The sequence below is a fragment of the Teichococcus globiformis genome (assembly GCF_042646265.1).
Taxonomy (GTDB): domain Bacteria; phylum Pseudomonadota; class Alphaproteobacteria; order Acetobacterales; family Acetobacteraceae; genus Pseudoroseomonas; species Pseudoroseomonas globiformis.
This window is the reverse complement of the sequence record NZ_JBHRTN010000004.1, coordinates 305,513-328,100: the sequence shown is the minus strand read 5'-3', so window position 1 is coordinate 328,100 and position 22,588 is coordinate 305,513. Positions and strand designations below refer to the sequence as shown.

The window sequence follows — 22,588 nt, the reverse complement described above, 5'->3', positions numbered from 1 at the left end:
GAGGACGCCCATGCCGGTCTACGCGCTCGACGACATCGCTCCCAAATTGCCGGAGGAAGGTCGCTACTGGATTGCGCCCGACGCGCATGTGATCGGGGATGTGACGCTGGGCGACGATGTCGCCTTCTGGTTCGGGGCGGTGGCGCGCGGTGACATGGTGCCGATCGTGATCGGCGCACGCACCAACGTCCAGGAAGGCGCCATGCTCCATGCCGATCCAGGCGCTCCGCTCACCATCGGTGAGGATGTGACCGTCGGCCACCACGCCATCCTGCATGGCTGCACAGTGGGTGATGGCTCGCTGATCGGCATGGGCGCGACGGTATTGAACAACGCGCGCATCGGTGCGCACTGCCTGGTAGGCGCCAACGCCGTAGTGACCGAGGGCAAGGAGTTCCCCGACTACTCGCTGATCATCGGCGCGCCGGCCAAGGTCATCCGCACCTTCGAACCCGCCATGGCCGACAAGCTGCGCGCCTCGGCCACGCATTACGTGAAGAACTGGCAGCGCTTCGCCAGGGGTCTGAAGCGGATCGGGTGAGGCAGGAGGGACTCTGCCTCTCCTGGCTCGAAAGGCCTGAAGGCGTTTGGAACCCCGGCTGCTGACGCAAGGACAATTCGGCGCACGGTGACAAAGGTCGTGGATTCAAGGGCGCATGCCGGGGGCCGCCTGGGGTGCGCTCCAGTCAAGGCTGCGCGCGTGGACAAGGGGGCAGGGAGGACGCTCCCCTGCCTCAAAATTGAGAAGGCGGTGCTCCCGATGCAGCGCTCTTCTGCTCAATTCAGGAGCGAGCGCCGCGCCTCGATGAAGTCTTGCAAGCCGCTGTCGAGCAGGTCGAAATCCGCGTCGCTGAGCGGCAGGGACAATGCCATGAACGCGCGTTTCGGCATCATGTAGATGCCGCGCGCCAACATGTCTAGGCAGAGCAGTTGCCGCAGCGCCGGATTGCCTTGCGCGGCCTGGACCGGGGTGCGGATAGGCTCCCGCACCATGTGGAAGCTCAGCATGGAACCGATGCCCGTCACCTGCATGGCAACGCCTGCGGCGCGGCAGCGGGCGTTCAGCCGTTCGCGCAGCGCGTCGCCGCGTGCGTTCAGCGCCAGAGCGGCTTCGGGGGTGTAAACCTGCCCCAATCCGGTAATACCGGCGGCCAAGGTGAAGACGTTGTTGTTGTAGGTGCCGGAATGTTGCAGAGGCACAGCGTGGCGGGGGTCGTAGCCTTCCATGAGATCCGCGCGCCCGCCGAAGGCACCCGCCGTGAAGCCGCCGCCGATGTATTTGCCGAGGCTGGTCAGGTCCGGCGTGATGCCGAGCTTCTGCTGCATCCCGCCAGGAGAAAGGCGGGAAGTCATCACCTCGTCGAAGATCAGAACGATGCCATGATGCGTCGTGCGTTCCCGCAGCATCGCCAGGAACTCCGGATCGGCCGGGATGCAGCCGCCACCACCAATCATCGGTTCCACGATCACGCAGGCCAGGCGCCCGGCATGCTGGTCGATCAGTGCGCGCGACGCCTCAATATTGTTGTAGGGCGCCACCACGGTTTCGAAGGGAACGTTGAGGGGGTTCTCCTTGGCGGTGAAGGTGAGGAAGCCACCATGGTAACAACCTGCGAAACCCAGCACGGCGGGGCGCCCGGTCACGACCCGCGCCGTTTGGACCGCGAAGGTGTTGGCCTCGGAGCCTGAGTTGCACAGCCGTACCCGCTCCAGCCCCGGGAAGCGGGCGGTGAGCAGCGCGGCCAGCTCGCCTTCCATCCGGGTATGCCCGCCGAAATTCCAGCCGCGATCGAGCTGTGCCTCGACTGCCGCGCGGATTGCCGGGTTGCTGTGGCCATAGATGCCCGCCGTGGCCTCACCCAGGAAATCGGTGACGCGGTGGCCGTCCTCATCCCACAGCGTGGCGCCTTCGCCGCGGGCCCAGGCAATGGGAAAGGGGTCGAAGAAGATGCCGGTGCGGGTGTTGCCGCCGGGAAGGGATCCAAGCGCCGCCTCATGCACGGCGCGGCTCTTCGGATGCGCCGCGGCGTAGAGGGCCTGGGCTTCCTCCAGCGCCGTCTTCACATCGGCATTGCTCAGCACCTGGCTCATCCCGCTCGCCCCTCCGTTGTGCCCGAGGCTCGGATGAGGGTGGAGGCCTGTCAAGGCTCAGCGCAGCGCCTTCAGTTCCTGCAGCAGCGTGCGATGGAAGCGTTCCGGGTCCTGGATCTGCGGCGAATGGCCTAGATCCTCAAAACGAACCAGCTTGGAGTTGGGGATAGCCTCGGCGGCACGGGGCGCAAGCGCCGGATAGTCGCCGAGCTTCGGCTGGAGGTCGCGGGGCGCTGCGGCCTTGCCGATCGCCGTGTTGTCCTTGTCGCCGGAGAGCAGCAGGGTCGGCACGCGGATGGTGGGGAATTGGTAAAGCACGGGCTGGGTGAAGATCATGTCGCTCGCTTGCGCCTGGTTCCACAGGACCCGATCGCGTCCAGGGCCCGCATACATGCCGGCCTGCATCTGCACCCAGCGCTCGTAGCGCGGTTCCCATGTGCCGGCGTAGTAGGTGGCCCGCTGGTAGGCGCGGATGCTGTCCGGCGAAGTGCGCTGCTCGGCGGTGAACCACTGATCCACGGTCTGGTGCGGTACGCCGGCGGCCTCCCAATCCTCCAGCCCGATGGGGTTCACCATCACCAGCCCCTCCGTTTCCTCGGGGTACATCAGCGCGTAGCGTGCGGCGAGCATGCCGCCCATCGAGTGACCCATCACAACGGCGCGGCGGATCCCCAGCTCGGTCAGCAGCGCGTGGGTGTTGGCGGCGAGCTGGTGCAGACTGAACTGGTAGCCGTCGGGCTTGGAGGAACGGCAGAAACCGATCTGGTCGGGCACCACCACGCGCCAGCCGGCATCGCGCAGCGCCCCGATGGTCTGCTCCCAGGAGGCGCCGCAGAAATTCTTGCCGTGCAGCAGCACGATGCTGCGGCCATTCGGCTGTTCGGGGCGAATGTCCATGTAGCCCATGGTGAGGCTCTGGCGCTGCGAGGTTAGGGTGAAGTCTGCGGTGGGGAAGGGATACTCGAAGCCTTCGAGCTGCGGACCATAAACCTGCTCCACGCCGGAAGCCTGGTTGGTGGCCGCGGCTCCCCCTGGCCCGTTCTTGCTGCCTTGAGCGGAAGCCATGGCGGGGGCCAGCAGCAGCGCCGCGGCAAGAATGGAATGCAAGGGGGCGAGGCGCATCGGTCTTCGTCTCCGCGGCAGAAGGATACCCGCGATATGGTGCGGCGAGGGCGGGGCGGAGGGATACCACCGCTGCGGTTGCAATGCGTAACGCGGCCGCGGGTTGTTGGCGTTTGTTCCGGGCGGGCTTCCGGCGCGGCGGGATGTGCTTTAGGACGGGCCGCCTGATGACTGCTGCCCAGCCCCCCGCCATCCTGCAGATTCTGCCTGCCCTGAACACGGGTGGCGTGGAACGCGGCACCCTGGAGATCGCCGACGCCGTCGCGCAGGCCGGATTGCGGGCCATCGTTGCCTCGGCCGGCGGGCGGCTGGTGCCGGCGCTGGAGGCACTGGGCGCCCGGCACGTCACGCTGCCGCTGAACACCAAGTCGCCGCTTGCGCTGTGGCGCAACGCCCGTGCGCTGCGGCGCCTGGTGCAGGCGGAGGGCATCCGCATCATCCATGCGCGCAGCCGGGCGCCGGCCTGGTCCGGCCTTTGGGCGGCACGAGCCAGTGGGGCGCGCTTTGTCACCACTTATCACGGCACCTACAACGAGAACTTTCCCGGCAAGCGCCGCTACAACGCAGTAATGGCGCGGGGCGAGCGTGTGATCGCCATTTCCCGCTTCATTGCCGGGCTGATCGCCGAGCGGCACGGCACCGACCCTTCCCGCATCCGGATGATCCCGCGCGGGGTGGACACGGCGGTGTTCGATCCCGCCGCCGTGGCGCCGGCCAGAGTGGCGTCGCTGCGCGAAGGATGGGGCATGCCGCAAGGCCGGCAGGTGCTGCTGCTGCCCGCGCGGATCAGTCGCTGGAAAGGGCAGGGTGTTTTGCTGGAAGCGCTGGCGCGTTTGCCGGGTCCGCGGCCCTTCGTCCTGATGCTGGGCGATGCCGGGCGTGGAGCCTATGCCGCCGAGCTGCGTCAGCGAGTGGCCCAGCTGGGGCTGGAGCGCGATGTCGCCATGCCCGGTCACTGCGACGATCTGCCAGCCGCCTTCCTGCTGGCCGACCTGGCCTTGCACTGCTCCACCGATGCCGAGGCCTTCGGACGCTCGGTGATCGAGGCACAGGCCATGGCTCGGCCGGTGATCGCGGCTGACCTCGGCGGCCCACGCGAAACCGTTGCAGAGGGTGAGACGGGCTGGCGCGTGCCGCCGGGTGACCCGGATGCCCTGGCCGCAGCCATCGCCCGCGCCCTGTCCTTGCCGGAGGCGGAGCGGACCGCGATGGGCGCCAGGGCTCAGGCGGCCGTACGGGCGGGCTACACCAAGGCGGCCATGCAGCAGGCAACGCTTCGCGTGTATCGCGAGCTGCTGCCGTGACGCCGCGCATTCTGGTCATCAAGCTGTCCGCATTGGGCGATTTCGTTCAGGCCTTCGGACCCTTCGCGGCCATCCGGTCCCGCCATCCCGAAGCCCGCATCGTCCTGCTGACCACGCCGCCCTTCGTCGGGCTGGCGCGTCGCGCACCCTGGTTCGATGAGGTCTGGGAGGATGGGCGGCCAAGCTGGAGCGACCTCGCCGCCGTGGCACGGCTGGCGCTGCGGTTGCGCCGTGCGCGCTTCAGCCGTGTTTACGACCTGCAAACCTCGGGGCGCTCCTCTCGGTACCGCCTTTTCACCGGAGCGGCGCCGGAATGGTCGGGCATCGCGCGAGGTGCCAGCCATCCGCACGACAATCCGGATCGCGACCGCATGCACACGCTGGAACGCCAGCGGGACCAGCTCCGGCGTGCCGGCATCGAGGCCTTTCCCGACGCCGACCTCGCCTGGCTGGAAGAGGACCTCACGCCTTTCAACCTGCCGCCGCGCTTCGGCCTGCTGATCCCCGGCGCCTCGCCGCACCGGCCGGGCAAGCGCTGGCCGGTGGAACGCTTCGCCGCTCTCGCGGCCGGGCTCGACAGGCCGGTTGCGGTGCTGGGCGGTCCGGGGGAGCGGACACTGGCCGACACCATCCGCCAGGCAGCGCCCGACGCTCTGGACCTGACAGGGCGCACCAGCCTGGCGCAGATCGGCGCGCTGGGGCGCCGCGCCGCCTTTGCCGTCGGCAACGACACCGGCCCGACCCATCTGGTGGCGGCCGCCGGCTGCCCCAGCGTGGTGCTGTTCGGCGATGACAGCGATCCGGCGCTGGCGGCGCCCCATGGGCCAGCCGTTTCCGTGCTACGGGCCAGCCCGATCGGTGCCATCGGCGTGGAGCAGGTCCGCGCCGCCTTGCCGCCCGCAGGCTGAGCCGCCCTCAAGGCACGGCGGAAACAGTTCGCTTCAGGCAGCGCAGGGTGAAGGCGGTACGGGTATGGCGCACGCCGGGCAGGCGGTAGAGCTTTTCCCGCAACAGGCTTTCGTAGCCAGCCGTGCCACCCACCACCGCCTTGAGCAGATACTCGTACTCGCTGGTGGTGAGGTGACACTCCAGCACCTCCGGCATCGCCTGCACGGCCTGCTCGAACCGGAGCGACGCAGCTTCGTCGTGCTTCTCCATCATGATCTCGATGAAGACGGTGTCCGGGAGGCCGAGCTCTGCTTGGTTCAGCAGTGCGACGTACCCCTCGATCACTCCCGACTGCTCCAGTCGTCGCACCCTTGTCCAGCAGGGCGAGGGCGATAACCCCACCTGTTCGGCCAACTCGGCATTGGTGAGGCGCGCATTGCGGGCGAGAGCCCGCAGGATCCGACGGTCGATGTCATCCATGGATTCCCCCGGGCGCCCCCGGACCCGATACCCTCGCCTTTCCCGCGGGAAGATGGCCGCAGCAAGGCTGGCCGAGGCCGAGTTATGCCGCATTCTCCTTGTAGCGAACAGATTATGAGACTCCGAGGCCCCGTTTCGTCCATTTCGGCATCGTCATTGACAGGGGGGCGTTTAGATCACAGTATCGCGAGCGGAGATGACGGCATGCGTTTGTATGGCTACGCGCATTCTTCCGCGACGGAGCGGGTTCGGCTTGCCTTGGCCTTGAAGGGGCTGGACGCCCCTGTGCTGCTGTCCGATGCGTCGGACAGGCGGGTCCGGGACGATGCCGAGCCACGATTGAACGAGCTCGGCGGTGCCCCGGTTCTGCAACTGGCCGATGGAACCGTGCTGACCCAATCACTGGCCATCACGGAATGGCTGGAGGAGCTCTGGCCCACACCGCCGCTGTTGCCTCCCGATCCCCTGAGCCGGGCGCGCATCCGGGCCTTTGTCATGACCGTGCTGTGCGACGTGCAGCCCATGCATGATGAGCGCGCCTTCGGGCGGCTCTGCGACGCGAGCCCCATGGAGGGCGAGTCGCAGTCCCGGGTTCGTGGAGCCATCGCCAATGGCCTGGCCGCAGGCGAGGCGATGCTTTGCGACAGTGGCGGCCCCTTCTGCTTTAGCGACGTGCCGGGGCTCGCCGATCTTTGCCTGGTTCCGCAGCTTGCCCTGGCGCGGCGGTTCGGCGTGCATCTGGCCTTTCCTCGCCTGCTCGCGGCTGAGGCCGCCTGCCTGACCTTGCCGGCCTTCAGGCAGGTTTATCCGGAGACGATTCATGCCGACTGATCAAGGGACGGTCGCCGCGCCGGGTCGAAGGCTTCGAAGCGCCTTTCTGGCGGCCGTCGTCGCTGCGGGTCTGGTGCTGCCGCCAGCTGCGCAGGCGCAACTGCGCAGCGTGGTGGTGCCAGCGGATTCAGGCGTCGCCGTGGCGGCGCGGGGACAGCCGCAGCCCAAGCTGGTGGCCCCGCCCGCCGCTTTGGCAATGGACACCGCCGAACCGCCCGCGCCAGTGCAGCTGGCGCCAGGCGGCCAGGGGCTGATGGCGCCACTGGGCATCGTGCTGCCACTAGCGGCCGGCGCACTTCTGGGTGGAGGGCTGGCGCGCGGCTCGGGCGGTGGCGACGCCGCCGGCGCGGCTCCGACGCGCACGCGCTAGGCGGAGCCCTCGACGCACCGGCCTGTCGGCCGCATTGTGCCTCCCTCAAAGCAAGAGGGGGGATGCATGGCATCGCGTGAAGGCGCCATCGGGCGTGCACAGGAATTCTTCGATCAGGGCGGCTTCCGGGACCGGTTGGCGGAACTGGTTGCCATCCCGTCAACATCGCAGGAAGCGCGGCACGAGCCGGCACTCGCCGAATACCTCGACCGCGGGCTGGGTGCATGGCTGGCGCGGCTCGGCTTCGAATCCACCCGCAACGCCAATCCGCGCGAAGGCTTCGGCCCGATCCTGACAGCCCACCGCATGGAGGACCCCGAGCGTCCGACGGTGCTGCTCTACGGGCATGGCGACACGGTGGCGGGCCTCGATGCCCAATGGTCGGAAGGGCTCTCGCCCTGGACGCTGACCCATCGCGAGGATCGCTGGTACGGGCGCGGCACGGCCGACAACAAGGGGCAGCACGCGCTGAACCTCGCGGCGCTGGAAGCCGTGCTGGCGGAACGCGGAGGCAAGCTTGGTTTCAACGTCAAGCTGGTGATCGAAACGGCGGAGGAGCGCGGCAGCCTGGGCCTGCGCGACTTCGTGGCGGCGAATCGGGAGGCGCTGGCGGCGGATGTGCTGATCGCATCGGATGGGCCGCGCGTGGTGCCGGAGCTTCCGACGATCGCCACAGGGACGCGCGGCACCTTCCACTTCGACCTGATGGTGGCTCTACGGCAGGGCGGGGTGCATTCCGGCCATTGGGGCGGGCTGACACGGGATCCGGCGGTGCTGCTCGCGCATGCGCTCACCGCCATCATGGATCGTGACGGCAAGCTGTTGGTGCGCGACTGGCTCCCGCAAGGTGGAGAAGGGCTGCCCGACTCGGTGCGCACGGTGCTGAAGGGCTGCCCGGTAGGAGGTGGTGGCGGAGCGGCCAGCATCGACGAGGGGTGGGGCGAGCCCGGCTTCACCGCCGCTGAGAAAATCTATGGCTGGAACAGCTTCATCGTGCTGGCAATGGAGAGCGGGGTGCCGGCGAACCCGGTGAACGCCGTGGCGCCCTGGGCTCGGGCGCATTGCCAGATCCGCTACACGGTGGACAGCGACCCGATGCAGTTCGAGCCAGCGCTGCGGCGGCATCTGGACGCGCATGGGCTTCAAGCGGTGGCTATCGAGAAAGCCGCCATCCGCATGCCGGCCAGCCGTACCGACCCGGCGCATCCCTGGGTGCAGTGGGCCCAGGCCAGCATGGAGAAGAGCCTGGGCAAGCGGGTACAGGTGATTCCGAACAGCAGCGGCGGTCTGCCGGGCGACGTGTTCGTGGATCATCTTGGTTTGCCGCTGGTATGGGTGCCGCACAGCTACAATGGCTGCAAGCAGCACGGCCCGGATGAGCATCTGCTCGTCGCACCGGCGCGGGAGGGCATCGCGGCCTTTGCGGGACTTTGGTGGGATCTGGGAGAAGCAGAAACCCCCGCCGACGGAACTTATCCTAAGTAATCGCCGGAGCGTCCTTAGTATTGAACCGGTCCTGACACTGCGCCGGAGCAGCGGCTGCCAGTCAGGACCGGCCTACCCGGGTCAGGCTTCGGGCTGACGCGAAACGGTGACGCGATAGCGGCCGAGGCTGACCTCGGTGGTGCCTGCCTCGCGCTGCCAGAACCAGCCGCTTTCTTCCTCGAAGCGGGCATAGCTCTCGACCTTGCCCATACGCAGGAAGCCGCAAAACGGCCCGTCAACCTCGGCTTCAAACCGGCCCCACCGCAGGATCAGCAAGGGCCAGCCGCCCTGGCGCGGCGCATGCAGGAAGCCCAGCTCCTCGCCGGCGCCTGCCATCGCCGTCGACGACATGGCAGGTCCCAGATTGGGCTCACGGGCAAGGACGTTCATCGGCTGCTCCCAGCGGCATGGCGGATGCGGTTCGGTATGGCTGCTTCGTCTTGATTGATCGAGTCATTGCCTAAATCAACTCACAGTGGCGGGAGTTGCAAGGCGAATGACTTTCTCAACCAAATAAGTTTAGTCTTGAGTTGGTCACAGCCTGACGGAACATGACTTGCGTCATGATAAGCCTTCTTCCCGTGACAAGATGATTATTTGTTCGGAACTGGAAACGGACAGTAAGTCATGCCGTGGGGAGGGTCCACGCAAGTTCCCGTGGGCGTGGGGCTCGGTGCCTCGTGGCGGTTGCGCCGGGCTGACCATGGACAAGCCCGGCGCCGCCTGGTTCAGCCTGTGGCGGATTTTCCGGCGAAATGCATTAATAGCTGACGAATCAAAGGCATGCCGATCTTCGCAGGGTCGGTCATCAGCGATTCCGGGTGGAACTGCACGGCTCCCAGGGGCAAGGAGCGATGTTCCACCGCCATGATGACTCCATCATCTGTTTCGGCCGTTGCTATCAACTCATCGGGAAGTGCCACCCGGCGGGCATGCAACGAATGATAACGGCCCACGGTAAATCGTTCCGGCAGGCCTGAAAGCAGACTGCCTCCCGTCTTGCGGATCTCCGAAGGCTTGCCGTGCATGGGTTCGGCGAGCTGATCGAGGCTGCCACCAAAATGCTCCACCATGCCCTGCAGCCCGAGGCAGACCCCGAAGGCCGGCAGACCGCGCGCAGTGATCAGCTCCAATGTCTCGGACATGCTGAAATCGGAAGGGCGGCCCGGGCCGGGGGAAAGCAGCACCAGATCCACTGGCGCGTTGCCGCGCAGCTCCTCCCGCGCCATATCCGGCCGCATGGTGCGCACCTCTGCGCCGGCGGCACGAATGTAGCTGGCCAGGGTGTGCACGAAGCTGTCCTCGTGATCCACCAGCAGGACGCGCATGTTGCTGACGGCAGGTGCCGCTTCCTCGGCCGCTGCCGGGCGCTTCGTTTCGCCGCGAATGGCTGCGAACATGGCACTGGCCTTGAGACGGCATTCGGCCTCCTCCGCCTCGGGCACGCTGTCGTGCAGCAGCGTTGCACCGGCACGGACCTCGGCCACGCCTTCCTTCATGCGGATGGTGCGCAGCGTCAGCCCGGTGTTCATGTTGCCGTCAAAGGTCATGCGCCCGATGGCGCCGCCATACCAGCGGCGGGCGGAGCGCTCCTCGGCTTCCACATGGCGGATCGCCCAGGTCTTCGGCGCACCAGTCACCGTCACGGCCCAGGCATGAGACAGGAAACCGTCCAGCGCGTCCATCTGTGGCAGCAGCGTGCCTTCCACATGGTCAACGGTGTGGATCAGCCGCGAATACATCTCGATCTGCCGCCGGCCGATCACCTTCACCGTCCCGGGCACGCAGACCCGCGCCTTGTCGTTGCGGTCCACATCCGTGCACATGGTCAGCTCGCTCTCCTCCTTGGCGGAGTTGAGCAGAGTGCGGATGTTGGCCGCATCTTCCAGCGCGTCGGCGCCGCGCTTGATGGTGCCAGAAATCGGACAGGTCTCGATCCGGCGCCCCTCGACGCGGACGAACATCTCAGGCGAGGCGGCAACCAGGAATTCGCCGTCGCCCAGGTTCATCAAGGCGCCATAGGGGGATGGGTTGACTTGCCGCAGGCGGCGGAAGACTTCGCTAGGCGCTTCGTTGCAGGCGGCAGCAAAGGTTTGGCCCAGCACCACCTCGAACAGGTCGCCACGGGCAAAGGATTGCCGCGCGCGCTCCACCATGGCCGCATATTCGCCGGGCGCGTAGTCGCTTTCGGGCGGGCTGGCGGCGGGGTTGGTGCGGAATCCGTCCTCCGGCGTTTCGCGCGGCAAGCCGACGGTGGAACGGCCGGCGAAATCGAATTCGTAACGGTAAAGGCTGGCCTGCTCATGCATGTGGTCCACGACGATGACCTCGTCGGGCAGGTAGAGCACCAGATCGCGCTGGTCGTCGGCGCGAGGCAGGCGGAGCTGCAACGGCTCGAACTGGAACACCAAGTCGTAGCCGAAGGCGCCATACAGGCCGAGATGCGCGTCCTCGGCGTTGCCGAACAGACCTCGCAGCGCCCGCAGGACCGAGAAGACAGAAGGTTGGCGGGAGCGCTCCTCCTCGGCGAAACGCCCTTCTGGTGCGCGGACGGTGAGGCGGATCCGATTGGCGGAAGCATCGAGCGCGGCAATCTCCGGCAGGCGGCGAAGCACCGGCTCGATGGCGGCGACCAGCACCTCGCCCCGGGCGTTCAGTGCCTCGATGGTCATGTCCCGCCCGCGGGCGTGGAGCATCAGCGGCGGGTCCGAGAAGCCGAAATCCGAGCGCGTGTAGCGGCCGGGGAACTCGAAGGAGGAGGAAAGCAGCACGCCGCGATGACGGTCCAGCCGGGTGGCGAGAGCGGCCAGCGCGTCCTGCGCGCCGATCTCCTGCGTCTCGCGGCGGATGGCGAGGCCGCCTTCGGTTCGGTAGCTGATCTGCATCGTCGTCTCCGGCTTTGGCTCGCCAGGGGTCCGGGTGATCGGCTTGTTCGGAACATGAAAAAGGCCGCCCGGATTTCCGTGGCGGCCGTGTGGGGTTACGCGGGCCGCCTCAGGGGAGGGGCCACCACCAGCTCTGCTGAGGCATCCGCGTCGTCATGCGTGGAACCGTAATGGTCGATCGCGGCCATGGCAAGAGGTGACGCGCAAGGTTGACCGATGGGGCCGGAGGCCCATGCTTCTGGAACCTGAGACCGCACCTGATGGGAGCGCCAATGCGCCGCCTGGCCCTGTTTCTTTGTTTGGCCCTGATGTTGATCCTGCCGCTGGCGACGCGGGCCGCCGCGCCCCCCGCCGCACCCCAGGCCGGTGGTGCGGCGACGCAGGGGGGGGCTGAGGCCGGGTCGGCCGACGCGCTGATCCGGCTGCTGGAGGATGAGCAGGCGCGGGCGGCGCTGATCGCCCGGCTCCGCCAGGGTGCGGCCGGCACATCCGGCGGGGCCGCCGGAACTGAGGCAGGGGGCCTTCCAGGCGAACCGACCCTGGCACGGGAACTCGCTGAACGCACCCGCGACGTGGCCGAGCGGGCGGCGGACGGCCTGGCCTCCGTCCGTGGCGCGCTGGCCGGAGTGCGGGACGGGCTGGCCAGCCTCACCGGACCCGGCCTGGCCAGCCTTTGGGCTCTTGCTCTCGACGTGGCGCTGGTCGCGGTCGGCTTGGCCATCAGCTACCTGCTGCTGCGCCTGGTGGCGGAACGGCTGCGCGGCTGGCTGGCACGCCGGCTGGCAGGTCAGGGCAGGGTCCGCAGGGTGCTGGCCATGCTGGCGGCGCTGGCGGTCGACATGGTCGCCGTGCTGCTGGCCTGGGGCGCGGGATATGTGCTGGCCTTGCAGGTGGTGGGCGGCGCCACGGGGCGCATGGGCATCGGCCAGACGCTGCTGCTCAATGCCTTTCTGTTCGTGGAAGCGGTGAAGCTGTTGCTGCGCGCTGCCCTGGCGCCGCGGCACCCGGCCCTCCGTCCGGCGCGCCTTACCGGTTCCGCGCCCGCTTACTGGTTTCGCTGGCTGAAGCGCCTGGTGCAGCTGCTCGGCTACACCTTTATGTTCGTGGCGCCGGTGCTGGCCATCACCTCGCCCGCGGCGGCGCAGGCCCTGAGGGTGCTGGCGCTTGCCGTGGCGATGGTGGGTGCGGTGCTGATCATCATGCGCTCGCGCGATCAGCTGCGGCGCGCCTTCACGGCGCGGGCGGTGCATGGCCGCCGGGATGCGCTGTCACGCATCCTCGCCCTGCTGGGCCAGGTCTGGCATGTGCTCGCCATCTTCTATGTCCTGGCGCTGTTCGTGGTCTGGCTGGTCAACCCGCGCGAGGCGCTGGGCTTCATGATCAGCGCCACGGCGCAATCGGTCGCCGCCGTGGCACTGGGCGGGTTGGTGCTGTTCCTGGTTGGCCGGGCGGTGCATTACGGGGTTCGCGTGCCGCCGGACGTGGCGCAGCGCCTGCCCCTGCTGGAGGGACGGCTGCGCGCCTTCCTGCCCCGCGTCATCTACGTGGTTCGCACCATCCTGCTGGTCTGCATCCTGGCGCTGATCGCGCAGGCCTGGCAGCTGGTGGACTTCCTTGGCTGGCTGAGCAGCACTTCGGGTCAGCGCGTGGTCGGGGCGGTGGTCTCCGCCGTCACCATCGTGGTGATCGGCATCGCCATCTACATCGCGGTCTCCTCCTGGGTGGAGTACCGGTTGAATCCGGATTTCGGCTCGGTGCCCACGGCCCGCGAGCGCACGCTGCTGTCGCTGTTCCGCAACGCCTTCAGCATCGCGCTCTGCGTCATTGTGCTGATGCTGGCGCTGGCACAGATCGGCGTGAACATCGCGCCGCTGTTGGCCGGCGCGGGCGTGGTCGGCCTGGCCATCGGCTTCGGCGCGCAAAAATTCGTGCAGGACATCATCACCGGCGCCTTTATCCAGTTCGAGGGAATCATGAACGAAGGCGACGCGGTGACGGTGGGGGGCATTTCCGGCGCGGTAGAACGGTTGACGATCCGCTCGGTCTCCATCCGGGACATGACCGGCACGGTGCACCTGATTCCCTTCTCTGCGGTGGACCGGGTGTCCAACTCGGCGCGCGGCTTTGGCTTCCATGTGGCCACGGTGAGCGTTGCCTACCAAGAGGATGTGGAGCAGGTGAAGGCGGCCATGCAGGAAGCCTTCGAGATGCTGCAGCGAACCGGGCACGGGCCGGACATCATGGGGCCGCTGGATATGCAGGGTCTTATCGCCTTCGGCGACTCGGCCATGACCGTCCGCGCACGGATCAAAACGCTGCCGGGCAGGAGTGGGGGTGCCGGCAACACCTACAACGAGATCCTCAAGCAGGTCTTCGACGCACACGGCATCGAAATGGCCAACCCCAGCCGCACCGTTTATCTCGGGCGGGACCGGGGGGGCGAAGTGCCCCTGCCGGTGCGGGTGCTGCGCCGGGGCGAGGGTGACGACACGCCGCGCGAGCCGGCGCCACCGCCACCGGCGCCCCGCGAAAGACCGCGCCCCACCCAGCCCGAATTTCCGCGCGACCCGGACTCCGTGAAGCCGCGCTGAGGCCGCGAGGTAGAACGCCAAGGTCGACAGGGATGGAAAAGGCCAGGCTTCCACGGTTCGGCCGGTTCGCGGAAGGAGGCAACCGGCCGGCAGCGGGGCAGGAATGCATCCAGGAGTTGCTGGCAGCGCCGGGTGGCGGGCGGGTGGAACGCATCCTTTCGCGCGGTGCCGCCAGCCCGGACGGCTTCTGGTACGAGCAGGAATGGGACGAGTTCGTGCTGGTACTGTCCGGCGCGGCCGTGCTGGCCTTTCCCGATGCTGGCGAGCACCGCCTGGAGGCCGGAGATTACGCCGTCCTCCCCGCCCTGTGCCGCCACCGCGTGGCCTGGACCGATCCGGAGCAGGAAACGGTCTGGCTCGCGGTGCATTTGCCGGGTGCGCAGCCGGGCTGAGGCTTATCCCGCCTCCGCCTCTATCCAGCCGGCGGAGGGACCCGCCCGTCCTCCTGCTATGCTTCCGCTCGGCGGTTCCCGGCGGCGGCGTCGCTGCCACAGGCTGATGGCCCCTCCACCTCCACCAACATAAGGTGCCGGGCATCGCGAACTGCGCATCCGGCAGGTTGCCCATCGGATGACCACGCTGGCACCGGCATCGGCCAGGGCGGCAAGAACCAGGAAGCCTGCGTCGCAACGACGCAGGAAGCGGACGGGCGCCTCGGGCACAAGCGTCACCTGCCTGAAAGCTGTAAACACAACGATGAAGATCGAGGCGCAGAACTTGCCGCCGTTTCGGCCGCTTCGCGCTTGACCCGCAGGCAGCCGGGAGACTACATCCCGCGGAACCGGGCCAGTCCCGGGTCCATGGTCGGTGCCTCATTGGGAGGTCCGGCTCCGTCGCTCCGCGAAGGCTCGCGCAGCGGCGCGTTTTGTTTTGGGCGCTCGTCAGGGCGCGTCATCTTTGGTGCCCCTGTGGGCGCTGGCGAAAGGGAACCATGTTCGAGGCACTCTCGGGCAAGCTCAACGGGGTCTTCGACCGGCTGCGCCGCCGTGGCGCGCTGTCGGAGTCCGACGTTGCCGAGGCCTCGCGCGAGGTCCGCATCGCGCTGCTTGAAGCCGATGTGGCACTGCCGGTCGTCAAGGACATCGTCGCCAAGGTGCGGGAGCGGGCGGTGGGGCAGGAAGTCCTGCGCTCCGTTTCCCCTGCCCAGCAGGTCATCAAGATCGTCAATGACTGCCTGGTGGAAGCCTTGGGCGGCGGCCCCCGGGAAGATGGCGCTGCCGAGCACGTCCCCGGCCTCAGCCTGAATGCGCCGAGCCCGGTGCCGATCCTGATGATCGGTCTGCAGGGCTCGGGCAAGACCACCACCTCCGGCAAGATCGCGCTGCGGCTGCGCACGCGCGAGCGCAAGAAGGTGCTGCTGGCGAGCCTGGACGTGCATCGTCCAGCGGCACAGCTGCAGCTGGAAACGCTGGCGAAGCAGGCGGGTGTCGCTTCCCTGCCGATCATCCAGGGCCAGAGTCCGCTGGAAATCGCGCAGCGCGCCATGCAGGTGGCGCGCGGCGAGCTTTACGACGTGGTCATCCTCGACACCGCAGGCCGCCTTTCGATCGACGAGGCGCTGATGGAGGAGGTGGCGCAGGTCAAGGCCGCCACCCGCCCGCATGAAAGCCTGCTGGTGGTCGATGCGATGACCGGGCAGGACGCGGTGCAGACGGCGCGCGCCTTCAACGAGCGGGTGGGCATCACCGGCATCGTCATGACGCGCATCGATGGCGATGCGCGCGGCGGTGCGGCGCTGTCGATGCGCGCCGTGACGGGCGCGCCGATCAAGCTGTTGGGTGCCGGCGAGAAGCTGGAGGCGCTGGAGGATTTCCACCCCGACCGCATCGCCGGACGCATTCTCGGGATGGGCGACATCGTCTCGCTCGTCGAGCGGGCGGCCGAGACCATCGACAAGGCGGAGGCCGAGAAGCTCGCCGCCAAGATGCAGAAGGGGCAGTTCGACCTCGAGGATTACGCCAAGCAACTTCAGCAGATCGGCAAGATGGGATCGCTCTCGGGCATCCTGAACATGCTGCCGGGACTGGGGAAGCTGAAGGGGCAGATCGACGAGTCGAAGCTCGACAACTCCATCCTGAAGCGGCAGGCAGCCATTATCGGCTCCATGACGCCTAAGGAGCGCCGCAACCCCGATATCCTGAAGGCGAGTCGCAAGAAGCGCATTGCCGCGGGGTCCGGGACCTCGGTGCAGGATGTGAACAAGCTGCTGAAGCAGTTCGACGACATGTCCGCGATGATGAAGCGGATGAGCAAGCTCGGCCAGAAGGGAATGATGCGCGGCGGACTCGGCGCGCTCCTGCCTGGCATGGGGGGCGGCGGTAAGCGCCCCTTCTGATCAATCGAACCATACTAAGGAAGCAAAGATGGGCCTGAAGATCCGCCTCGCGCGCGCCGGTGCCAAGAAGCGCCCCTACTACCACATCGTGGTGGCCGACAGCCGCTCGCCACGCGACGGCCGCTTCATCGAGAAGGTCGGCAGCTACAACCCGATGCTGCCCTCCGATCACGCCGAGCGCGTGCGCCTGTTCGATGAGCGCATCAAGCACTGGCTGAGCAACGGCGCGGTGGCGACCGATCGCGTGGCCAAGTTCCTGGGCCATGCCGAGCTGGCGCCGATGCCGGTGTTCCGTGAGCAGCCGAAGCAGTCCGCGCCGAAGAAGAAGGCGCAGGAGCGCGCCGCCGCCGCCGCGGCGGCCGGCTGAGCCAAGGCCTGAGGACTGGGCGCCATGGCCGCGCAACGCATCCTGGTGGGGGAGATCGGACGGCCGCACGGTGTGCGGGGCCTTGTCCGTGTTCAATCCTTTACCGCCAATCCGGCGGCCCTGGCCGCCTATGGCGCGCTCTCGGATGAGGGCGGCGGGAAGCAGTACGTGCTGCAGTGGCTACCGGGCGGATTGGCGCGGATCGATGGTGTTGCCGATCGCGACGCCGCCGCAAAGCTGACCGGCACGCGCCTCTACGTGGAACGCAACAGTCTGCCGCCGACGGAGGAGGATGAGTTTTATCTCGCCGACCTCGTCGGGCTGACAGTGCGCGATGCGGAGGGGCAGGCGCTGGGCCTGGTGCGGGCGGTGGATGATTACGGCGCCGGCGCTTTCCTGACCATCGCGGCCGAAGACGGGCGCGAGCTTCTGCTGCCCTTCAACCGTGCCGTCGTGCCGGTGGTGGACGTCGCAGCCGGGCATGTGGTGGCGGTGCTGCCGGATGAAACGGACGCGGCGCCACAGGGTGGCTCGGAGGCGAGTGCCAATGATGCTGAGCCGCGCACTGCCGTGGCCGAGTCTGTGCGGCCCTTGCCCCGCCGGCAGGACGATCCGAAGCGGATCGGCCCGCGCGGCGTGCGTGGAGGCGCCGCATGACCTGGCACGCGACGGCGCTGACCCTGTTCCCGGAGATGTTTCCGGGCAGCCTTGGCCTGTCGCTGGCCGGGCGCGCGCTGCGCGAGGGAAGGTGGCGTCTCGACACGGTTCAGATCCGCGACTTCGCGGTCGACAAGCATCGCACGGTGGACGACACGCCCTGTGGCGGCGGCGCCGGCATGGTGCTGCGGCCGGATGTGGTGGATGCGGCCTGCGAGGCGGCGCTGGCCCAGGGGCCGGGCCGTCCGCTGGTTTATCTGACCCCGCGTGGGCGCCTTCTGGATCAGGCGTTGGTGCGGGAGCTTGCCACGGGTCCGGGCGCTGTTCTGGTCTGCGGCCGGTATGAAGGGCTGGACCAGAGGGTGATCGAGGCGCGAGGCATGCGCGAGGTGTCGGTTGGCGACTACGTCCTTTCGGGCGGGGAGCCGGCGGCGCTGTTGATGCTCGATGCCTGCGTGCGGCTGCTGCCGGGCGTGATGGGCGGGGTGGACAGCGCGGAGGAGGAAAGCTTTTCCGCGTCGGAAGCGCCGCTGCTGGAATACCCGCACTATACCAAGCCGGCCGAATGGCTGGGCAGAACAGTGCCGGAGGTTTTGCTTTCGGGCCATCACGCGGCTGTGGCGCGCTGGCGACGGGAACAGGCGGAAGCGGCAACGCGAGAGCGGCGGCCGGATCTCTGGGCACGCCGGGAACCACAAAGGATTGCGGCAGCAGGCCTCGCAAGCGGCCATGCCGGAACAACGGATTGACAGGGCGGCCCACGCCGCCCGAGTGGATTGATCGAGAGGACCTGAAGAATGAACCTGCTGCAGCAGTTCGACGCCGAACAGAAGGAGCGCCTGCTCGCCGCCCGCGCGGTGCCGGAATTCGCCGCCGGCGACACGGTGCGCGTGATGGTGAAGGTGGTCGAGGGTGAGCGCACCCGCACCCAGGCCTATGAGGGCGTGGTGATCGCCCGTTCCAACAAGGGCGTGCACAGCAACTTCACGGTGCGCAAGCTGTCCTATGGCGAGGGCGTTGAGCGCGTTTTCCCGCTCTACTCGCCGAATGTGGCCGAGATTGCCGTGCTGCGTCGTGGCAAGGTGCGTCGCGCCAAGCTGTACTACCTGCGCGGCCGCACGGGTAAGTCCGCTCGCATCGCCGAGAAGGCCGCGCCGCGCCCCAAGGCCTGAACAAGGTCCGGAAGGGCCGGTCCTTTCCGGTTTGGTGCGCTTCAGGCGGGTAGCGATGCTGTCCGCCGAAGCCCCTCTGACGTTTCTGGAAGCCGTCGGTGCAGCCTGCATCGGCGGCTTTCTTGTGGGCGGCCTGATGCTCCTGCCAGCCCTGCTGGCCAGAAGAACCTGACGTTATGTCGCGACACGAGAGGACCGTTCGTGGAATTGCGGTAGGGCCGGCATTGACGAAAGATTGGTAACCTGATCGCCGTCCTAACAACAGTTATGTGTCGTCTGAGGGTCTGGACTACGCTGCCCGTGGTGGCGCACCGCTGTTTCCAGTGCTTCAATAAGGTTGGGCTGGATCCCATATGGACGTCTGCCCCGCGCCGCCTGCCCGTGGCGCGCCTGTGCTCTTATGCCCCGAGGGACTGCCGATGTCGGCCACGAAGCCGCGTACGCTCTACGACAAGATCTTCGACGCCCATCTGGTCGAGACGCTTCCGGACGGCACCGCGCTTCTCTACATCGACCGGCACCTTGTCCATGAGGTGACCAGCCCGCAGGCTTTCGAGGGGCTGCGCATGGCGAAGCGGCCGGTGCGTCGCCTGGAAGGCACCATGGCGGTGGTGGATCACAACATCGCCACTGATGCCTCCCGCTACACCGGCATCGAGGACCCCGAGAGCCGGACCCAGGTCGAGACGCTGGAGAAGAACGTCAAGGAGTTCAACGTCCCCTATATTCCGCTGGCGGATGCGCGGCAGGGGATCGTGCATATCATCGGGCCGGAGCAGGGGCTTTCCCTGCCCGGCATGACCATCGTTTGCGGTGACAGCCACACCTCGACCCACGGCGCGCTGGGAGCGCTGGCCTTCGGCATCGGCACCTCGGAGGTCGAGCATGTGCTGGCCACCCAGACCCTGATGCAGAAGCGTGCCAAGAACATGCGCGTGACGGTTGAGGGCGACTTGCCTGCCGGCTGCACCGCCAAGGACATCGTTCTGGCCATCATCGGCAAGATCGGCACGGCTGGCGGCAACGGTCATGTCATCGAGTATGCCGGCAGCACCATCCGGGCGCTGGACATGGCCGGGCGGTTCTCGGTCTGCAACATGTCGATCGAGGCCGGTGCCCGTGCCGGCATGATTGCGCCCGACCAGACCACCTTCGACTACGTGAAGGGCCGCCCTTTCGCACCGAAGGGCGAGTATTTCGACCGTGCCGTGGAATGGTGGTCGACGCTGCCTTCCGACGAGGGTGCGGTGTTCGATCGCGAGGTGTTCCTCGATGCGGCCGAGATCGTGCCCATGGTGTCCTGGGGCACCAGCCCCGAGGATGTGCTGCCGATCACGGCCACCGTGCCCGACCCGGAAAGCGGCGGCGATGAGGCGCGCCGCGCGCAGTTGCGCCGCATGGTCGAGTATATGGGCCTGGTGCCCGGACAGAAGCTGACCGACCTCAAGGTGGACGTTGTCTTCATCGGCTCCTGCACCAATTCCCGCATCGAGGACATGCGTGCCGCCGCTGCCATCGCCCGCGGCCGCCGTGTGGCCGAAGGAGTGCGGGCCATGGTGGTGCCGGGCTCCGGCCTGGTGAAGCAACAGGCCGAGCGGGAAGGGCTGGACGCCATCTTCCGCGAGGCAGGCTTCGAGTGGCGCGAGGCGGGCTGCTCCATGTGCCTTGGCATGAATCCCGACAAGCTGACTCCGGGCCAGCGCTGCGCTTCCACCTCCAACCGCAATTTTGAGGGCCGGCAGGGGCCGGGGGGGCGTACCCATCTTTGCTCCCCTGCCATGGCGGCGGCGGCGGCCGTGACCGGGCACCTGACCGACGTGCGGGAGATCGTGTGATGGACGCCTTCACCAAGCTGACCGGCATCGCGGCGCCGTTGCCGATGGCCAATGTCGACACCGACAAGATCATTCCCGCCCGGTTCCTCAAGACCATCGCCCGAACCGGCCTCGGCAAGTCGCTTTTCGCCAATCTACGCTACCGCGAGGATGGCACCGAGAACCCGGATTTCGTGCTGAACCAGGAGCCCTACCGCAGTGCGGAGGTTCTGATCGCGCACGAGAATTTCGGCTGCGGCTCGTCGCGCGAGCACGCGCCCTGGGCGCTGCTCGATTTCGGCATCCGCTGCGTCATCGCGCCCGACTTCGCCGACATCTTCCACAACAACAGCTTCAAGAACGGCATCTTGCCGGTGCGGCTGCCGCGTGAGGTGTGCGACCAGCTGATGGAGGATGCGAAGCTCGGCGCCAATGCCCGCATCACGGTGGATCTGGAGCGACAGGTGGTGGTGCGCCCGAACGGGGAGGAGATCCCCTTCGAGATCGACCCGCTGCGGCGCCACCTGCTGCTGAACGGCCTCGACGACATCGGCCAGACGATGCAGAAGGGCGCGTCGATCGACGGCTTCGAAGCCAAGCAGCGCGCCGCGCAGCCCTGGCTTTACGCCTGAACGGATCAAGGGGGGGCCGGGGCGCGCACCGTTCCCGGCAAGTAGGCCCCGGGAGGGCAGCGCCTTCCTGGGCCGCCTTATGTGGAGTAAAACAATGACCGCCAACAAGCGCCTGCTGGTTCTGCCCGGCGATGGCATCGGCCCCGAGGTGATGCGCGAGGTCCGTCGTGTTATCGAGTGGATGGACCGCCGCCGCCACGTGACCTTTTCAATGGAGGAGGGGCTTGTCGGCGGCGCGGCGCTGGAGGCAACCGACTCTCCCTGCCCGGATGCCACGGTGGAAAGCGCGCTGGCGGCCGATGCGGTGCTGTTCGGTTCGGTGGGTGGTCCGAAATGGGACAGCCTGCCCTTCGAGAAGCGCCCAGAACTCGGCATCCTGCGGCTGCGCAAGGAGCTGGGGCTGTTCGCCAACCTGCGCCCGGCCGTGGTGCTTGACCCGTTGGTCGATGCCTCCAGCCTGAAGCCTGACGTGGTGCGTGGCCTCGACCTGATGATCGTGCGCGAAAGCACGGGTGGCATCTACTTCGGCGAGCCGCGCGGCATCGAGACCCTGCCCAACGGCAAGCGCCGGGGCGTTGATACCGAGGTCTACACCGAGGAGGAGATTGCCCGTGTGGCCCGCGTGGCCTTTGATCTGGCCAAGAAGCGCAGCGGCCGCCTGACCAGCGTCGAGAAGGCGAATGTGATGCAGACCGGCCGCCTGTGGCGCGCCGTGGTGTCCGAGATCGGCAAGGCCGAGTTTCCCGAGGTCGAGCTGTCCCACATGTACGCCGACAACTGCGCCATGCAGCTCTGCGCCCGGCCCAAGCAGTTCGACGTGGTGCTGGCCGGCAATCTGTTCGGCGACCTGTTGTCGGATCTGGCGGCGGCGCTGACGGGCTCGCTGGGCATGCTGCCCTCTGCCACGCTGGGTGCGCCGGACGCCTCCGGACGCCGCCGCGCGCTGTATGAGCCGATCCACGGCTCGGCGCCCGACATCGCCGGCAAGGGCATCGCCAATCCCTGCGCGCAAATGCTCTCCTTTGCCATGTTGCTGCGGCTGTCCTTCGGCATGGAGGAAGAGGCGGCCATGATCGAGCAGGCGGTGGAGAAGGTGCTGGCCGGCGGGCTGCGCACGGCCGACGTCATGGGCCCCGGGACCGCGCGGGTCGGCACCAGCGTGATGGGTGATGCGGTGCTGCGGGAGCTGGACAAGCTCGCTGCCTGAACCTTCCCGCATGACATCGCGATGAAGGAGGGGCGAAAACGCCCCTTGCGCGGGGGAAGGGCCTCGGTTATTCCCCCCGCCACAGGTCAGCGCCCGTAGCTCAGCTGGATAGAGCACCAGACTACGAATCTGGGGGTCAGAGGTTCGAATCCTTTCGGGCGCGCCAGGTGCCCCCTGTAAGAACACAATTTGGTATGCGCCCGTAGCTCAGCTGGATAGAGCACCAGACTACGAATCTGGGGGTCAGAGGTTCGAATCCTTTCGGGCGCGCCATACCTTTCCTGCACAGATCCAGCGATGATCCGATAAAGCTCCGGCACCAGCAGCGGGCTTTTCGCTTGGTAGTCCTCGCTTGCC

General features: G+C 67.6%; 20 protein-coding genes, 2 tRNA genes and 1 pseudogene. 18 read left to right on the top strand and 5 right to left on the bottom strand.

Going from position 1 to position 22,588, the window contains the following annotated elements; translation table 11 throughout:
• Window positions 1-10: 10 nt before the first annotated feature.
• Entirely contained in the window at window positions 11-541 is a 531-nt protein-coding gene (locus ACFOD4_RS03435; RefSeq protein ID WP_379594325.1) for a gamma carbonic anhydrase family protein, read from the top strand.
• A 236-nt stretch (window positions 542-777) separates the two neighbouring features.
• Here ACFOD4_RS03435 and ACFOD4_RS03430 read toward each other — a convergent pair whose 3' ends face one another.
• Together ACFOD4_RS03430 and ACFOD4_RS03425 are read right to left on the bottom strand one after the other, a co-directional pair.
• A complete protein-coding gene (locus ACFOD4_RS03430; RefSeq protein ID WP_379594323.1) occupies window positions 778-2,091 on the bottom strand; it encodes an aspartate aminotransferase family protein in 1,314 nt (437 codons plus the stop codon).
• A 57-nt stretch (window positions 2,092-2,148) separates the two neighbouring features.
• Window positions 2,149-3,213, bottom strand: a complete 1,065-nt coding sequence (locus tag ACFOD4_RS03425; RefSeq protein WP_379594321.1) for an alpha/beta fold hydrolase — start codon at window positions 3,211-3,213, stop codon at window positions 2,149-2,151.
• A 167-nt stretch (window positions 3,214-3,380) separates the two neighbouring features.
• Here ACFOD4_RS03425 and ACFOD4_RS03420 point away from each other — a divergent pair, with 167 nt between their 5' ends.
• Together ACFOD4_RS03420 and ACFOD4_RS03415 are read left to right on the top strand one after the other, a co-directional pair.
• On the top strand, window positions 3,381-4,517 hold the full coding sequence (locus ACFOD4_RS03420; RefSeq protein ID WP_379594319.1) for a glycosyltransferase family 4 protein: 1,137 nt from the start codon (window positions 3,381-3,383) through the stop codon (window positions 4,515-4,517).
• A complete protein-coding gene (locus ACFOD4_RS03415) occupies window positions 4,514-5,425 on the top strand; it encodes a glycosyltransferase family 9 protein (protein WP_379594317.1) in 912 nt (303 codons plus the stop codon). Before ACFOD4_RS03420 ends, ACFOD4_RS03415 begins: the two co-directional genes overlap by 4 nt.
• A gap of 7 nt (window positions 5,426-5,432) precedes the next feature.
• Here ACFOD4_RS03415 and ACFOD4_RS03410 read toward each other — a convergent pair whose 3' ends face one another.
• Complete coding sequence (locus tag ACFOD4_RS03410; RefSeq protein WP_379594315.1) at window positions 5,433-5,885, bottom strand: Lrp/AsnC family transcriptional regulator; 453 nt, start codon at window positions 5,883-5,885, stop codon at window positions 5,433-5,435.
• Window positions 5,886-6,089: 204 nt separating this feature from the next.
• Here ACFOD4_RS03410 and ACFOD4_RS03405 point away from each other — a divergent pair, with 204 nt between their 5' ends.
• The 3 genes from ACFOD4_RS03405 (at window position 6,090) to ACFOD4_RS03395 (ending at window position 8,571) form a co-directional block, all read left to right on the top strand.
• Window positions 6,090-6,716 (top strand): glutathione S-transferase N-terminal domain-containing protein, encoded by a 627-nt coding sequence (locus ACFOD4_RS03405; protein ID WP_379594313.1) that lies wholly within the window; start codon window positions 6,090-6,092, stop codon window positions 6,714-6,716.
• Window positions 6,706-7,086 carry a hypothetical protein gene (locus ACFOD4_RS03400; RefSeq protein ID WP_379594311.1) on the top strand — a complete coding sequence of 127 codons (381 nt, stop codon included), beginning with the start codon at window positions 6,706-6,708 and terminating at the stop codon, window positions 7,084-7,086. Before ACFOD4_RS03405 ends, ACFOD4_RS03400 begins: the two co-directional genes overlap by 11 nt.
• Before the next feature lie 66 nt (window positions 7,087-7,152).
• Window positions 7,153-8,571 (top strand): M20/M25/M40 family metallo-hydrolase, encoded by a 1,419-nt coding sequence (locus ACFOD4_RS03395; protein WP_379594309.1) that lies wholly within the window; start codon window positions 7,153-7,155, stop codon window positions 8,569-8,571.
• A gap of 81 nt (window positions 8,572-8,652) precedes the next feature.
• On the opposite strand, the gene ACFOD4_RS03390 is transcribed toward ACFOD4_RS03395, so the two are convergent.
• Together ACFOD4_RS03390 and ACFOD4_RS03385 are read right to left on the bottom strand one after the other, a co-directional pair.
• Window positions 8,653-8,961: a hypothetical protein gene (locus ACFOD4_RS03390; protein WP_379594306.1), complete on the bottom strand. Its 309-nt coding sequence runs from the start codon at window positions 8,959-8,961 to the stop codon at window positions 8,653-8,655.
• Between the two features lie 338 nt (window positions 8,962-9,299).
• Window positions 9,300-11,456, bottom strand: a complete 2,157-nt coding sequence (locus ACFOD4_RS03385) for an anthranilate synthase component I (RefSeq protein ID WP_379594304.1) — start codon at window positions 11,454-11,456, stop codon at window positions 9,300-9,302.
• Between the two features lie 272 nt (window positions 11,457-11,728).
• Here ACFOD4_RS03385 and ACFOD4_RS03380 point away from each other — a divergent pair, with 272 nt between their 5' ends.
• From ACFOD4_RS03380 to ACFOD4_RS03325, 12 genes and pseudogenes are all read left to right on the top strand, one after another.
• Window positions 11,729-14,047, top strand: coding sequence for a mechanosensitive ion channel domain-containing protein (locus tag ACFOD4_RS03380; RefSeq protein ID WP_379594302.1), 2,319 nt, complete (start codon window positions 11,729-11,731; stop codon window positions 14,045-14,047).
• Between the two features lie 32 nt (window positions 14,048-14,079).
• Window positions 14,080-14,439: a cupin domain-containing protein gene (locus ACFOD4_RS03375; protein WP_379594300.1), complete on the top strand. Its 360-nt coding sequence runs from the start codon at window positions 14,080-14,082 to the stop codon at window positions 14,437-14,439.
• 539 nt (window positions 14,440-14,978) lie between these two features.
• A complete protein-coding gene (ffh, locus tag ACFOD4_RS03370; RefSeq protein WP_379594298.1) occupies window positions 14,979-16,382 on the top strand; it encodes a signal recognition particle protein in 1,404 nt (467 codons plus the stop codon).
• Window positions 16,383-16,410: 28 nt separating this feature from the next.
• The gene (rpsP, locus tag ACFOD4_RS03365; RefSeq protein WP_379594295.1) at window positions 16,411-16,749 is read left to right on the top strand and encodes a 30S ribosomal protein S16; all 339 of its coding nucleotides are present in this window, start codon (window positions 16,411-16,413) and stop codon (window positions 16,747-16,749) included.
• A 24-nt stretch (window positions 16,750-16,773) separates the two neighbouring features.
• Window positions 16,774-17,262: pseudogene (gene rimM / locus ACFOD4_RS03360) on the top strand (ribosome maturation factor RimM); the annotation flags it as partial.
• Between the two features lie 140 nt (window positions 17,263-17,402).
• On the top strand, window positions 17,403-18,155 hold the full coding sequence (trmD, locus tag ACFOD4_RS03355; RefSeq protein WP_379594293.1) for a tRNA (guanosine(37)-N1)-methyltransferase TrmD: 753 nt from the start codon (window positions 17,403-17,405) through the stop codon (window positions 18,153-18,155).
• A 48-nt stretch (window positions 18,156-18,203) separates the two neighbouring features.
• Complete coding sequence (gene rplS, locus ACFOD4_RS03350; RefSeq protein WP_379594290.1) at window positions 18,204-18,578, top strand: 50S ribosomal protein L19; 375 nt, start codon at window positions 18,204-18,206, stop codon at window positions 18,576-18,578.
• 419 nt (window positions 18,579-18,997) lie between these two features.
• Entirely contained in the window at window positions 18,998-20,413 is a 1,416-nt protein-coding gene (leuC, locus tag ACFOD4_RS03345; RefSeq protein ID WP_379594288.1) for a 3-isopropylmalate dehydratase large subunit, read from the top strand.
• Window positions 20,413-21,024: a 3-isopropylmalate dehydratase small subunit gene (gene leuD, locus ACFOD4_RS03340; protein ID WP_379594286.1), complete on the top strand. Its 612-nt coding sequence runs from the start codon at window positions 20,413-20,415 to the stop codon at window positions 21,022-21,024. Before leuC ends, leuD begins: the two co-directional genes overlap by 1 nt.
• A 94-nt stretch (window positions 21,025-21,118) precedes the next feature.
• Window positions 21,119-22,231 (top strand): 3-isopropylmalate dehydrogenase, encoded by a 1,113-nt coding sequence (gene leuB / locus ACFOD4_RS03335; RefSeq protein WP_379594284.1) that lies wholly within the window; start codon window positions 21,119-21,121, stop codon window positions 22,229-22,231.
• Window positions 22,232-22,320: 89 nt separating this feature from the next.
• Window positions 22,321-22,397: transfer RNA gene (locus ACFOD4_RS03330), tRNA-Arg, on the top strand.
• Window positions 22,398-22,427: 30 nt separating this feature from the next.
• Window positions 22,428-22,504, top strand: a tRNA-Arg gene (locus ACFOD4_RS03325).
• Window positions 22,505-22,588: the final 84 nt, after the last annotated feature.

Excerpts from the sequence above, each read along its gene's own strand:
- ACFOD4_RS03395 (WP_379594309.1), top strand. The coding sequence starts at position 7,153 with ATGGCATCGCGTGAAGGCGCCATCGGGCGTGCACAGGAATTCTTCGAT.
- ACFOD4_RS03410 (WP_379594315.1), bottom strand. The coding sequence starts at position 5,885 with ATGGATGACATCGACCGTCGGATCCTGCGGGCTCTCGCCCGCAATGCG.
- ACFOD4_RS03375 (WP_379594300.1), top strand. The coding sequence starts at position 14,080 with ATGGAAAAGGCCAGGCTTCCACGGTTCGGCCGGTTCGCGGAAGGAGGC.
- ACFOD4_RS03435 (WP_379594325.1), top strand. The coding sequence starts at position 11 with ATGCCGGTCTACGCGCTCGACGACATCGCTCCCAAATTGCCGGAGGAA.
- ACFOD4_RS03390 (WP_379594306.1), bottom strand. The coding sequence starts at position 8,961 with ATGAACGTCCTTGCCCGTGAGCCCAATCTGGGACCTGCCATGTCGTCG.
- trmD (WP_379594293.1), top strand. The coding sequence starts at position 17,403 with ATGACCTGGCACGCGACGGCGCTGACCCTGTTCCCGGAGATGTTTCCG.
- rpsP (WP_379594295.1), top strand. The coding sequence starts at position 16,411 with ATGGGCCTGAAGATCCGCCTCGCGCGCGCCGGTGCCAAGAAGCGCCCC.
- ACFOD4_RS03420 (WP_379594319.1), top strand. The coding sequence starts at position 3,381 with ATGACTGCTGCCCAGCCCCCCGCCATCCTGCAGATTCTGCCTGCCCTG.
- leuC (WP_379594288.1), top strand. The coding sequence starts at position 18,998 with ATGTCGGCCACGAAGCCGCGTACGCTCTACGACAAGATCTTCGACGCC.
- leuB (WP_379594284.1), top strand. The coding sequence starts at position 21,119 with ATGACCGCCAACAAGCGCCTGCTGGTTCTGCCCGGCGATGGCATCGGC.
- ACFOD4_RS03380 (WP_379594302.1), top strand. The coding sequence starts at position 11,729 with ATGCGCCGCCTGGCCCTGTTTCTTTGTTTGGCCCTGATGTTGATCCTG.
- ffh (WP_379594298.1), top strand. The coding sequence starts at position 14,979 with ATGTTCGAGGCACTCTCGGGCAAGCTCAACGGGGTCTTCGACCGGCTG.
- ACFOD4_RS03425 (WP_379594321.1), bottom strand. The coding sequence starts at position 3,213 with ATGCGCCTCGCCCCCTTGCATTCCATTCTTGCCGCGGCGCTGCTGCTG.
- ACFOD4_RS03400 (WP_379594311.1), top strand. The coding sequence starts at position 6,706 with ATGCCGACTGATCAAGGGACGGTCGCCGCGCCGGGTCGAAGGCTTCGA.
- leuD (WP_379594286.1), top strand. The coding sequence starts at position 20,413 with ATGGACGCCTTCACCAAGCTGACCGGCATCGCGGCGCCGTTGCCGATG.
- ACFOD4_RS03430 (WP_379594323.1), bottom strand. The coding sequence starts at position 2,091 with ATGAGCCAGGTGCTGAGCAATGCCGATGTGAAGACGGCGCTGGAGGAA.
- ACFOD4_RS03385 (WP_379594304.1), bottom strand. The coding sequence starts at position 11,456 with ATGCAGATCAGCTACCGAACCGAAGGCGGCCTCGCCATCCGCCGCGAG.
- rplS (WP_379594290.1), top strand. The coding sequence starts at position 18,204 with ATGAACCTGCTGCAGCAGTTCGACGCCGAACAGAAGGAGCGCCTGCTC.
- ACFOD4_RS03405 (WP_379594313.1), top strand. The coding sequence starts at position 6,090 with ATGCGTTTGTATGGCTACGCGCATTCTTCCGCGACGGAGCGGGTTCGG.